This window comes from Pirellulaceae bacterium (genome assembly GCA_029243025.1).
Taxonomy (GTDB): domain Bacteria; phylum Planctomycetota; class Planctomycetia; order Pirellulales; family Pirellulaceae.
This window is the reverse complement of the sequence record JAQWSU010000024.1, coordinates 1-12,594: the sequence shown is the minus strand read 5'-3', so window position 1 is coordinate 12,594 and position 12,594 is coordinate 1. Positions and strand designations below refer to the sequence as shown.

Here is a 12,594-nt window from a genome sequence, read left to right as displayed (position 1 = left end):
CACACAGATGACAACAACGCGGCAAATATCGATTCTCGCTCTGCTCGTGCTGACACTATTCACGGCAGGAAAAAGCATCAACGCTCAAGACATTGGCCGCAAGGACGGTAAACCCAACGTTCTGTTTATTGCCATCGATGATCTCAACGACTGGACTGGGAGCTTGCAGGGCAATCCCCAGGCCCACACCCCTCACATGGATCAATTGGCTTCCAAAGGGATTGTCTTCACGAACGCACATTGCGCTGCCCCCGCTTGCGGTCCTTCGAGGTCGGCGATCATGAGCGGGATCAGGCCATCGACGTCAGGTAATTACATCAACAAAAGTTCGCTGATTCATAACCCAATTTTGAATAACTCGGTTCTTCTGCCTGAGTTCTTTCAGCGAAACGAGTACTTCGTTTGCGGTGCTGGAAAACTCTTTCACGGTTACCACTTTAACAACGAGGTCAAGGGGCGAGGCTTTGATGAGTATTACCCAAGCAAAACGCAAGACCTTCCTTCCTGGGAGGGGCTCAAGTTCTCCTCCAAGCTTCCGATGAGCGGCTGGGCGCGAAGGGTCGACTGGGGGCCCTGCCGTCCTGATGTAACCGTCGATGACCATCCCGATGGCAAAACTGCGAATTGGGCGGCAGAACAATTGCTAACCGGAGAGTTGCAGGAGCCCTTCTTTCTCGGAGCCGGTATCTTCCAACCGCATCTGCCCAACTATGCTCCTCAGAAATACTTTGATCGATTCCCGCTGAAGGACATCAAACTGCCGGAAGGTTACCTTGAAAACGATTTGGATGATGTTCCCGCTGCCCACGCCAAGATGGCACACAATCCTTGGCTGGATCGAATCCGGAAAACTGGCCAATGGAAACCCGCCATCCAGGCGTATCTCGCGTGCACCGCGATGGTTGATGAACTCGTCGGCCAGATTGTTGAGGCACTCGAAAAATCGAAGTATGCCGATAACACCATCATTGTTTTGTGGAGTGACCACGGCTTCCATCATGGCGAAAAGGGGCGCTGGGGAAAATACTCCCTCTGGGAGCGAGCCACTCGAGTGAATCTCTTGTGGGTCGTCCCGGGAGTGACTCGGCCTGGATCGACCTGTGCCCGGCCGGTGAACTTGCTGGACATCTATCCGACACTCGCATCCTTAACCGACTGTGTACCCCCTGAAAATCAACTCGAAGGAAACGACCTCTCAGTATTAATGACAGATCCTGAGGCCCCCTGGAATCACGCGACGGTCACCACGTTTGGCTACAAGAACTATGGCGTTCGATCAGAACGCTATCGGTATATCGTTTACGAAGATGGTTCCGAAGAGTTGTACGACCACACGAAGGACGAGTGGGAATGGAGCAATCTGGCGGGCAATCCTGAATACACGGCGATCAAAAAGAAGATGTGTAAAGAGATCCCCACTCATCATGAACCCTCCGGCGTTACCTATGTACCGCCGAAATCCATTCGTTAGGTCGCATCGACCAACAAGAAAATCTCATGAAAGGCGTGGCCGGCGCATGTCTGGGACTCGCAGCCGGAGGGTTTGGCTACTCGAGCGCCCTTGCTCAGGCACGTGTATCCGAAAAGGAAGAACCGAATCCAGAAAGAAAACGCGTTGTCGCCCTTCGGCGCCGCAGCGGCCGTCAGAGGCGTACCGTCGATTCCGGCGGTGAAAGCCAAGCCTGCGGCAGCAGCGGTGTGTTTTTATTTGGCGGAACTCTGAAGGTAGCCCGGCTCGCTGAGAGATCGGACGAGGTAGGTTGAGGCTCAAAGGCGAAAACCGGCGGCGTTTGAATTTCGCGTTACTGCTCACCGACAATCCTGTCGCTTAAAATGTCCAAATGATGCTGCAAGTGCACGAAGTAGTCCTCGAGCAGGAATTGCAGCGTGCACGTTTCGTAAGGCACGACCGTACACGGAGTATCGAGTTGCGAGATCGGGACGTTACGTATGAGTTGGGCAAGGTGTTGCTTGTACGAGTGCCACAAATTGACAAGTGACGGCCAGTCGGATTGATTGTACTTGCCAACGGACACCCAAGCATTCTGGTCGTATTTCGGAAACTTGAGTGAATCACATTCCTGAGCCCGCACGAATCGTTGATGGTTGTTGGAGGCTGAATCGACGAGATGCCCGATGACTTCGGCAATCGACCAACGGTCGGGTCTTGGCTTGTAACGAACGGTGTCTACGCTGAGGGCAAGGAGCTTCGGTCGCCATTCATCGATTGTGGCCAATATTTTTTCGCTGATGGCATCAGTCATTTTGTGCCCTTTGGAGTGGAGATAATGTTGGAATCCTCGGTATTTATATCGGAGCGACAAGCAGGTTCACATCTCACTACGGCGGTGTAAATTACGTGGTGCTATTCAGGCGAATCGTTCGTGAGGGTGTTCACATCATTCCGCGGGTCATCGACTTTCGCTCGACTTGCTGCAAAACTACCTTCAGCTGTTCAAGACGCCACGGCGAACACAACCAAAAAGCCTAGCGGAAACGATCTGTCATGCTATGAGATCTGTCATGCTATGAGATATTGTGCAGGCAGGCTATGCGATTTCACAGAGGTGAGCGTCTAACGACATTGTCGACTTGTTGGCTATTTGGTCCGCTATGATACGTACGATTGAAATCGAGCGAGCGAAACGACAGCTCGCCGATACCGACACGTCGATCAAAAGGGCTGGTCGATAAGTCTGTTTGGAGTTAAACACGATGTTTTACACAACGAAGTCGCATCGAAGGCTCTTGACCCTTCGTTCTCTTGTTCCGCTGTTTCTGTTGCTTTCCTTCGCAACGGTCAGCTCGGCGCAGGTTCTCGACAAACAGGAACTTCTCGATGCCCAGACGTTCTGGAGCAATCGCGATTTCGATTGGTACAAGGCAAACATACCCTTCTTCGACTCTCCCGATGCGGAGATCAACACGACCTACTACTACCGTTGGGAATTGGTCACTCGACACCTCTGTTACGGCTCGCCGAATAGTGGTTATTCGTTGACGGAGTTCGCCAATCGTCCGTTCTGGTCAGGTGCCTACGGGTCGATCGCTTGTCCTGCGGGTCACCAGTTCAATGAAATTCGCTGGTTGAACGATCCCCATTACGCGCGCGACTACTTACGTTACTGGTTTCGAACGCCCGGGGCGCAACCTCGCAAATACTCATCGTGGATGGCAGACTCTGCTTGGGCAACGCATCAAGTGCATCCTAACAAAGACTTTATTGTCGATCTGTTGCCCGACTTGATCAACAACGACGACGAGTGGAAGCGGCGACACTGGGTGCCGGAGATGAAAATGTTTTGGCAAACGGGTCACGACGATGGCATGGAGTTCAATATCAACAGTCGACAAACAAGAGACATCTTGCGCGGCGATCGCGCCTATCGCCCGACCTTCAACTCCTACATGTGGGCCGATGCCAATGCGATCGCTCGCATCGCTGACCTTGCCGGCAATAAAGAACAAGCAGCCCAGTATCGCCAGCAGGCTGCCGGACTCAAAAAGCGTATTCAAACGCAACTCTGGGATCCCAAGCGTCAGTTCTTCTTTCCCATGTCGTCTCGCGACGAGAACGACAAAGAGGGCAACGTCGTTAAGGCGAACACGCTTACCTATCAGAGTGGTAAACATGCTGGTAGTGCTCATGGCCGAGAGCTTCATGGCTATGTCCCTTGGGCGTTCAACTTGCCAGACGCTGGTTATGAAGAAGCTTGGAAGTTCTTGATGGATCGCGACTATTTCTTTGCTCCCTTTGGACCGACCACGACCGAACGCAACGACCCGATGTTCTTATTGCAACGGGGATGTTGTTGGTGGAGCGGGCAATCGTGGCCATTTGCCACAACCCAGACACTCAAAGCCATGGCCAATGTCTTACACAACTATGAGCAGCAGAACGTCACGCGGGACGACTACCTCAAGCTGCTTCACATTTTTGCCGTCTCCCAGCGTAAAGACGGTAAGCCCTATATTGCCGAAGCGCTGCACCCGGAGACAGGTTCGTGGGATGGGCACGACATGCACAATCGCAGCGAACACTATTTTCATTCGAATTTCAACGATCTGGTTATCACCGGGTTGGTTGGGCTGAAACCGTCCGACGGCGATCAATTGACGATCGATCCGTTGGCACCGGCAACATGGGACTACTTCGCGCTAGACAACGTACCCTATCGCGGTCATCGCTTGTCGATCTTTTGGGACCGGACGGGAAAGCGGTATGAACGTGGTGCAGGATTGCATCTGTTGGTCAACGGCACGAAACTCGCCGCGTCGCCAACTTTGAGCAAGCTAACGGTAACTCTTCCGGCCGCACTCGAAGTGCCAATGCCCAAAGAGGTTCGTTTCAACTACGCAGTCAACAACGATGGCGACTACTTCCCCCGCTTCACTGCCTCTATCGTTGGAAAAGGCAGTTCGCTCAACATGATTTGTGATGGTGAATCTCGGTACGACATTCGGCCCGTCAATCGTTGGACGGCACTTGGTTCTGAGAGTTCGACCGATTGGGTGTCGATCGACCTGGGAATGTCCCGAGCAATTGATACCGTTAAAGTCAATTTGCTCGATGATGGCAACGGTATCGTTCCGCCAAAGTCGTTTGACCTGCAGTATCACAACGGCAAAACTTGGACAGACGTGCCGGGGCAAACTCGTTCGCCTCAAACCCCTGCTGGTCGGCGTGTGAATACGATTACCTTCGCTGAAATGAAAATCCAACAACTACGGGTGGTGCTGCATCACGCGGACGGCGCGCAAAGTGGCCTGACGGAGCTTGAAGTCTGGGGAGCTGGCAAACGCCCTTATCAGCCCCCTTCGCCGCCGCGGGGAAACATTGCTGCTAACTCCACAGGCCAAGGATTTCCAAAAGCGACTTGCTCGCACCATGACGTTTACGGCGGCGTTCCCAGCTCGGCAATCGACGGAAAAATCATCCACAAATCCAATCCCGTCAATCGCTGGACGAGCTACGGATCGCCCCATAAGTCGGATTGGTTGGCGATCGACTTTGGAGAGAAAAAGGAAGTAAGCCGGGCCGTGATACATATCTATGATGACCGCGGCGGCGTTCAAACTCCGACGCAGATGCGAGTGGAGACTTGGAATAGAACTGCTTGGGTTGAGGCGAAGCAACAAGTCGCCGATCCGAAGCTTCCCGCGGGTCGCAGGGCAAACACAATCTCATTTCCCAAGGTCACGACCAGTAAACTACGCATCGTGTTTACTCACAAAGGCAAAGCTCGCAGCGGCGCGACGGAGATTGAGGTTTGGCGCGAGTAAACGAAACGGTTTCACGACCGAAGAGATCCGCAAGGCAACGTTTTCAGATTATCGACGATGCCTATATTCGATATTCAGAGAAGGATTTTTGTCATCACGTTTCCATGCACGTCGGTCAGTCGCATGTCGCGCCCGCCGTAACGGTAGGTCAGCTTTTCATGATCCATGCCAAGTTGGTGCAACACCGTGGCCCACAGATCAAACACCGTGGCCTTGTCTTCAATGGCATGGTACCCCAGATCATCGGTGGCCCCGTGCACGCTGCCTCCCTTGATTCCCCCGCCGGCCATCCACAGACTAAAACCATAAGGGTTGTGATCGCGGCCATTACTGCCCTGTGAAAACGGCGTACGGCCAAACTCACCGGTAAAAATAATCAAGGTGCTCTCCAGCAGGCCACGCTGTTTGAGATCATTGATGAGGGCCGCAATGGGCTGGTCGACCTGGCGGGCCATTTCCTTATGACCATGGGGCAGGTTGCCATGTTGATCCCAGGGGTTGGGCCGTTGCCCGTCTCCTTTGAAGTTGGAGCAAGACAACTCGACAAAGCGCACACCCTGTTCCACCAAGCGACGGGCCACCATGCACTGATGCGCATAACCGGCCACCAGCGGATCTTTGTTCTCGAAACCATAAGCCCGTTTGAGATAGGCCGGTTCTTTGTCGAGGTCCATCAATTCAGGTACCGCCAATTGCATGCGAAAGGCGGTTTCATAATTTTTCACAGCCGACTGCACCTCCCCTTCTGCGGCCGAGCGTTTGGCAAAGGCGCCATCCAGCTGCGTCAAAAATTCCAGGCTCGTACGCTGCTCTTTCAACGGCCGACGTGGCTTCACACGACTCACCACTTCTTCCTGATCCAGATTAAAAAACGAGGCACCGTTGGTGGCAGGCAAAAAGCCACTGCCGAAAATCGATTTGCCCCCGTGGGGAATGCCAGTTTTGTTGTTGAGCACCACATAACCAGGGAGATTTTGATTCGCACTGCCCAAACCGTAATTCACCCAGGCCCCCGCCGACGGCAAACCCAGGAAGGGGAAGCCTGAATGCATGAAAAAATTCCCTTGGGCATGTTCTGAAAAATTTGCCGTCATGCTGCGTACCAGAGCAATGTCATCGGCGCAGCCTGCGATGCGTGGGAAGAGATTCGTCATCTCCAAACCAGACTCGCCATGTCGTTTTGCCGTCCAGGGCGACTGCATGATCTTGCCGTTGTTGTCGAACTGGGTGCGCAGTATCTCCCCAGGCATGTCTTTGCCATGCAGCTCTTTCAGCTGAGACTTGGGGTCAAAACTGTCGACGTGGCTCACCCCACCCGACATATAACAAAGTATCACCGAGCGCGCCTTCGCGTGATGATGCCGGGGCTTCGTCTCCGCCGCACTCAATTGACTCAGAGCCAGCCCGCCCAGGCTGCCAAACCCCAGCTGCATGAAGCGTCGACGGCAAAAAGCATCAATGGACATAGATCAGCTCCTTGGAATTTAACAACGTGGCAATCAAGCGACGCCAGTCTTCGGCATTGGGGTTGTCACCTAAGAAGTTCTGGCACAGCGTACGTTCGCTTGCCCTGATCTCACGGGCATAAAACGTCACAAACAACTCACGCAACACGACGTCCATATCCCGTTTCATATTTACACGGCTCAATAGATCGCCAGACAAATCCTCCGCCAACCCATTCATCAAACTCAAGGCCTGGGCCGGCACGTTGTTGCTGGGTCGCCGACTCACCGTTGTCAAAGGCACCGGGCGATTGAATGCCGTCAGGAAGGGGTGCAAGCGGTTACGGATCACGCTTTCATAAATCGCGCGCTTGTTCTGCCCCGCCACAAAATGCAAACTGTCATAAATAGCCTCCGCGTCCAGGCGACGCGGTGTGTAAAAAGACAAGTACCTGTTGACAGGATCAACCTGTTTGGCGGCTGCAGTGCTCTGACTACTCAATTTAAAAGTACGGCTGGTCACCATCAACTTGAGGCTCCTCTTTAACGACCAACCCTTCTTCTTGAAATCACTGGCCAGAAAATCCAGCAGTTCGGGGTGCGAGGGTTGCCCCCCCATGCGTCCGAAGTTATCGGTGGTGGTCACCAGGCCGGCGCCAAATACGTAATTCCACAAACGGTTCACCAGCACACGTCGGGTCAGGGGATTATTGTCACCCACAATATCCTGCGCCAACTCCAGCCGCCCGCTGTTTGTTTTGTTGTAACGTTTGTTCGCAAACATTTCTAAAAATTGCCGGGGCACCGCCTCCCCTTCACTTTGATGGTCACCACGATTCAGAAAGGGCGCATCCAGCGGGTCAGACTCATACACTCCAGGGGCGCGGGTGGGCACGGGGATATCATTTTCAAGCCTGCGATATTGCTGTACCAGTGCCACCACGTTTTCAGGTAGTTGTTTGATGTTGTGGTTCAACACGTTGCGTTGCAGCAACTGCCCCAAAAACTCCGCCTCGTCATCGTTGACCGTGCCGGCCATCCATTTGTTCAAAATATTTTGTAGGGTTGTTTGATACGATTTCAACAAAGAAGCTTTGTCCACAGGGGGCGTGGCCACCCACAAACTGAGAGGGGCTCCCATACTCTGCGGAGCTTCAGGACCCATCAAAATCTCGCTCACCCCCCACCAACTACGCTCGTCCCCCGGTCCGCTGATCACGTCGCGAGCGGTGCGAAATTCATAATGAATTTTTTCACCCTGCCAGATAGCCAGCTTCCGCGAGTTTTGCCACACGGGTAACGATTGACTGAGGCGATGATCATCGTGCAGCAAGCCTCCAAACGGGTAGTGCCTAACCGCATAACGCCTTTTGGCTTTATCACCGGCGGCGCGTACCCAGAGATTGTTGCCTGACACCGTCATACGGGGCGAACCCATCACTGCCGCATGTTTGTCGCTGATGAGATGGCTGTACACCCCGGCAGGGTACACACCTTGGAAAACATTCTCCCCTTGCCCCCTCAAGGCAAAAGAGCCCGCAGGCTGTGGGGATAGATGCGAGCCATTGCCTGTTTTGAAAAACGTGGCCGCCACCTCCGAGTCGCGCAAATCATAGTAAGCGGTAGCTTTTTCTTTAACCTTTTTGTTGTGCGCCTTCACCCGCCCCACATGCCCCTGCAATCGCGTCCAATACAATTCAAATCCTTCAGGCCCCTCCTCTTTCATCCGAAGCCATGGGGTGAGTGCATCACTCTCATGCTGTTCCTTGGTGCTCTCTACCTTTTCCAGCCTGTCTTCAAGTGACTCCATTTGAGAGAGCCAGTAGGTAGCAAAAGCTTTTTTGATTTGAGGTTTCAGTTGTTTGATAGCGTCTTGATGGCGGCGTTGTTTTTCCTGGCTATCCACGACAATGGTGGTGGGGCGGTTGCTGATCATCACCCCATAAAAGCGGGTGTAATCCTTTTGACTGACAGGGTCAAATTTGTGATCGTGGCACCGGGCGCATGACACCGTGAGAGCCATGGTGGCCTTGCTCACCACATCCACCTGATTGTCGGTGAAATTCACCAATTCCTGATAGGCGTCCACCACCCCATAACCAAAAGGGTTCATACGCAGATGTGCGGGGCCAATGGCTGATTCGTTGACGTGGGTTTCTTTATTGAGTCGGGGGTTCGGCAACAGATCGCCGGCCAGATGCTCGATCATAAGCTGGTCGTACGGCACATCCTGTTGCAGGGCCCGTATCAAATAATCACGGTACTGTGGGGCAAATGCGATACGGGGATCGCCCTCACTGCCATGACTTTCGCTGTAGCGGTACCAGTCCATCCAATGTTGGGCCCAACGTTCCGCATAAGCCTTGCTGGCCAACAATGTGTCGACGTATTTTTCATAGCGGTTCGGATCTTTGCTCGACGTAAATGTTGTCACGTCGTCAGGTGACGGAGGCAACCCCGTCAGCACCAGCGACACCCGGCGCAATAAAGTATGTGGATCAGCGACGTCACTGGGTATCAGTTGCTGCTGTTTCAGACTGTCATACACAAAAGCATCAATGGGGTTGTGGCGCCAATCGGCGTTATTCACCTTCGGTGGTTCAGGGTTGGTTATCGCTTGGAACGACCACCACTTTTTACGGTCGTCCCGCACATCGTCCCAGCTGCGCACCCCTTTTTTCAAACTCGCGGCCGTGGGCTGTGTGTGACGTGGATCCGGAGCCCCCATGCGTACCCACTCTGTGAAATCAGCGATGACGCTGTCAACCAACTTGGGCGCTTCGTCGGGCATACTTTCCACCCCCGCCTGATGACGGATGGACTGGATCAATAAACTTTTATCGGGATCACCGGGTAGGATCACCTTCCCCGAATCCCCTCCCAGTCTTAAAGGCTGACTCCAGTCGAGGGCCAAGCCACCGTTTTTTTCGTTGATCGAGTTGTGGCAGTCGAGGCATTGCTCGGCCAGCACAGGGCGGATCTTCTTTTCAAAAAACTCCCGTTGAACCTCCGTGATCGTCGGATTCTGCAGCGGCGCAGCAGGCTCATCGTCCGCCAGCGAGAGTGGTGCCGCGCAGCATAGAAGGAGTTTAATCAGAAGTGGCTTGAACCAGCGTTGATGATTCATATCGGGCTTTATTCTATTGCTATTCAAATTCAATGTCTCTTTTCGTACAGCGCCAATTTCGCGGAGCGAAGGGCGACAAACTCCCTAATCACCGCCGCTCTTAATCATAACCGCTCGACCACTTCAGTCTACAATCTCATCCGTATATTCGTACTCGACATGCTCAAAGAAGAGTCTTTGGAACTGCCCGGGACGTAAGCCCTCTCGGGCAATGTCACTTTCAAACGATATTCAGTGTCCATTCAAAGCTCTTTTTCGATCCATACACGTCAAAGCTCTCACGGTACTGCCGGGCGACATCGTAGAGACATCGCCACACGGGGGCCGTGAGATCGCTGTCCTTCACCTTGATGTGGCACGACTGAACAGCAAAGCGATTGCCCGACTTTTCCGCGATGTCATCGCGCACCACGCCTGACCCCAAGCAACTGACGTACTCGGCCGGTCGGTTGACCAGACCGAGACACGGACTTACCACTTACGTGGCATAGTACATCGAGATCATCTCTTCCCAATAACTTGGCCAGCCATCCATGTCCTGCGGATGGGAAGCCGCCAAGTGCTGGATCTTTCCGAGTTCACCTTTCGTTGTGCATCTCCTTGATAAACAGGAATTGGCGACTGTAGACGACCGTTTCGGCCATCATGTATTTCAAGCCGATTTCCTGGACCTTTTCAACAATCTGGTGGCATTCGTGCCCGCAGGTAGAAATCAAAGTTCATTCCCGCCGTCATTTGCACCGCCCGGAAAGCACTTTCGAGTAGTCGACAAGTGCCGAAGCTGTCATCAGAGTGGGGGCACCCAATCGCCGTACTGAGCGAGCGGCTTCCCTGCAGCTCGGACGGGCATCAGGTGGCACAAGAAAGCACTCCGAGAGCCGGAGCCTAAAACGGAGCCTAAAACGGAGCCTAAACCGGAGCCTAAAGACGAAGCCCCTTGCGATGAAGAGGATTGGACTTGGAGTGTCCTGAGTTGGCACTTTGGCAGTTCAGCTTGTGGTGAACCGAAACCCTCTCCTGGCTTGAGTTGTCTTCCGTTTTTCCTACTTGCGCGATCGCGCCTGAATTGACGCGATGCCAGGCGGCGATACCGCGAACGTTCACGCCATGCCCTGTGTGTCAATGGAATTGCGGAGGATCAGGTCCATTCCGCGAGAACTCGCGCTCAAAACTCCAGAATGGCGTGAGAAGTAGCACGGGTATTAGCCTTCGTCGATTGCAGAAAGGCGTACCCACGGTGTGGGCGGAGCAGACGTGGTGCTAACGTTTGAGCTTTGAGCTAAGCGGCGCGGTTTCCGCGTCCGCTTCAGCGACTTGTTATGGGTTTTATCGCCAAAACTGCCACCATTTTTTGGGGGTGTTGGTTCCTGATTCCTCCCAAGTTCCATCAGCACGACGAATTGCTCTGTAGTTTCCAATGACGATCTCTGCGCCTTCAGCGTGGTCTATGAGTTCGAGTAATTCCGGAGCAAACCAAAACTCTGTTCCAAGTTCTTCGATGGATACGTTAATGGCGTAGTCATTTTTAACTTCGCCAATAACCTTAACGGATGTAAGCGAAGGAGCTGTCTCTCCATATACCTGACCGGTTTTCCCTGAAAGGTTCTCTGCGTCTGTCTCTGGCGACGAAAGAATCCTTACATTATCTCCAAATGCGATACTCATTTTTTACTCATAACCATGTCTTAGCCTGATCAGTGTATCAACCTATCGACTGCAAGTTTGCGGCCTAACGCGCAGCGCGACAACCGCTGCAAATTGCATTGTAGCAGCGACTTGTGGGTTTTTCATGAGTGTTGCCGCGTGATAGGCCGTTTTCTGTTAGCGCTCGCCGGGCAATCCTTCGGCTGGACTGCGGACACCACGTCCACCTCGATTCAGAACATGGGTGTAGATCATCGTCGTGCGAACGTCCTAGTGCCCCAGGAGTTCTTGCACGGTGCGGATGTCGTATTGGTGCAAACAAAATCAGGGGATGAGTCACCCAGTTCGATAGTTGGAGCCTGTGACCACCGTTCACTGGGAGTTTCCGCTTGTTGGGCGATTTCGGAGACCTTGCCGGTTGGCTTGAAGTTCTTGACGACCGTCCCCGTTTCGGGATCGACCATTAAATCAAATTCATATTGGTGTCCGATTTGAAGGCCCTTAAACTCGTCTTGCTCAGCAACCTTCAGATACATCGTCATCTCATCCATGAAGTCGGGGATCTCCTCATGATGAATAAAGGCCCCCTGAGCGTCCGGCACGAGCTCCTGGATAAAACCGCGAGTTTCGTAAGTCTTGGCGGCGGACTCGGAGGGGCTGGACGCTGACGTATCGCTCTCAACGGGAGACGCATCGTTGCCGGTCTCTCCGCAGCCGGAGGCAACGAGGAATGAAATGCCAAGCAGTAGGTAGAAAGAGTGCTTCATCATGCTTTGATCGAGTTTGGAGGCCGTTTCAAAAGCTGGGCAGCAGGAGCGGCACGTCGTCACAATAAAAAGGCACGTCGTCACAATAAGACTTGCTCGACGAACGCTATCCTGCCATACAGGGTAGTGCGAGGATTCCCGGGCATTTGCACGACAGATTTTCAGAAAAAACGTCCGCGTCGCGAGAGGCCTCCAGGATCGTGCCCTGCTCGCCTGTTTTACCGCAGTTGTAATACAGACGCCGTTCTTTGAGAGATTCCGGCGAATTGCGAGATTAAATGGGCGCGTCGAGCAAGTCTTAAAACTCTTTCGTACGAGGAAAGCGACG

8 protein-coding genes and 2 pseudogenes are annotated in these 12,594 nt (G+C 53.3%); 3 read left to right on the top strand and 7 right to left on the bottom strand.

What is annotated here, in order from left to right; genetic code table 11:
* Window positions 1-7: 7 nt before the first annotated feature.
* Both P8N76_11185 and P8N76_11180 read left to right on the top strand, forming a co-directional pair.
* A complete protein-coding gene (locus tag P8N76_11185) occupies window positions 8-1,471 on the top strand; it encodes a sulfatase (protein ID MDG2382224.1) in 1,464 nt (487 codons plus the stop codon).
* A 26-nt stretch (window positions 1,472-1,497) separates the two neighbouring features.
* Window positions 1,498-1,764, top strand: coding sequence for a hypothetical protein (locus P8N76_11180; protein MDG2382223.1), 267 nt, complete (start codon window positions 1,498-1,500; stop codon window positions 1,762-1,764).
* A gap of 38 nt (window positions 1,765-1,802) precedes the next feature.
* On the opposite strand, the gene P8N76_11175 is transcribed toward P8N76_11180, so the two are convergent.
* Complete coding sequence (locus tag P8N76_11175) at window positions 1,803-2,264, bottom strand: DinB family protein (protein MDG2382222.1); 462 nt, start codon at window positions 2,262-2,264, stop codon at window positions 1,803-1,805.
* Between the two features lie 451 nt (window positions 2,265-2,715).
* On the opposite strand from P8N76_11175, the gene P8N76_11170 reads away from it, so the two are divergent.
* Window positions 2,716-5,283 carry a discoidin domain-containing protein gene (locus P8N76_11170; protein ID MDG2382221.1) on the top strand — a complete coding sequence of 856 codons (2,568 nt, stop codon included), beginning with the start codon at window positions 2,716-2,718 and terminating at the stop codon, window positions 5,281-5,283.
* Between the two features lie 74 nt (window positions 5,284-5,357).
* On the opposite strand, the gene P8N76_11165 is transcribed toward P8N76_11170, so the two are convergent.
* From P8N76_11165 to P8N76_11140, 6 genes and pseudogenes are all read right to left on the bottom strand, one after another.
* Complete coding sequence (locus P8N76_11165; protein MDG2382220.1) at window positions 5,358-6,749, bottom strand: DUF1501 domain-containing protein; 1,392 nt, start codon at window positions 6,747-6,749, stop codon at window positions 5,358-5,360.
* Complete coding sequence (locus P8N76_11160) at window positions 6,739-9,888, bottom strand: PSD1 and planctomycete cytochrome C domain-containing protein (protein MDG2382219.1); 3,150 nt, start codon at window positions 9,886-9,888, stop codon at window positions 6,739-6,741. The genes P8N76_11165 and P8N76_11160 overlap by 11 nt, the downstream gene beginning before the upstream one ends.
* A 545-nt stretch (window positions 9,889-10,433) precedes the next feature.
* Window positions 10,434-10,571, bottom strand: a complete 138-nt coding sequence (locus P8N76_11155) for a hypothetical protein (protein ID MDG2382218.1) — start codon at window positions 10,569-10,571, stop codon at window positions 10,434-10,436.
* Between the two features lie 610 nt (window positions 10,572-11,181).
* Window positions 11,182-11,520, bottom strand: a complete 339-nt coding sequence (locus P8N76_11150) for a hypothetical protein (protein ID MDG2382217.1) — start codon at window positions 11,518-11,520, stop codon at window positions 11,182-11,184.
* Window positions 11,521-11,676: 156 nt separating this feature from the next.
* Window positions 11,677-11,808 (bottom strand): annotated as a pseudogene (locus tag P8N76_11145) (tyrosine-type recombinase/integrase).
* A 137-nt stretch (window positions 11,809-11,945) separates the two neighbouring features.
* Window positions 11,946-12,266, bottom strand: a pseudogene (locus tag P8N76_11140) (copper-binding protein).
* Window positions 12,267-12,594: the final 328 nt, after the last annotated feature.

Excerpts from the sequence above, each read along its gene's own strand:
- P8N76_11185 (MDG2382224.1), top strand. The coding sequence starts at position 8 with ATGACAACAACGCGGCAAATATCGATTCTCGCTCTGCTCGTGCTGACA.
- P8N76_11165 (MDG2382220.1), bottom strand. The coding sequence starts at position 6,749 with ATGTCCATTGATGCTTTTTGCCGTCGACGCTTCATGCAGCTGGGGTTT.
- P8N76_11175 (MDG2382222.1), bottom strand. The coding sequence starts at position 2,264 with ATGACTGATGCCATCAGCGAAAAAATATTGGCCACAATCGATGAATGG.
- P8N76_11180 (MDG2382223.1), top strand. The coding sequence starts at position 1,498 with ATGAAAGGCGTGGCCGGCGCATGTCTGGGACTCGCAGCCGGAGGGTTT.
- P8N76_11170 (MDG2382221.1), top strand. The coding sequence starts at position 2,716 with ATGTTTTACACAACGAAGTCGCATCGAAGGCTCTTGACCCTTCGTTCT.
- P8N76_11150 (MDG2382217.1), bottom strand. The coding sequence starts at position 11,520 with ATGAGTATCGCATTTGGAGATAATGTAAGGATTCTTTCGTCGCCAGAG.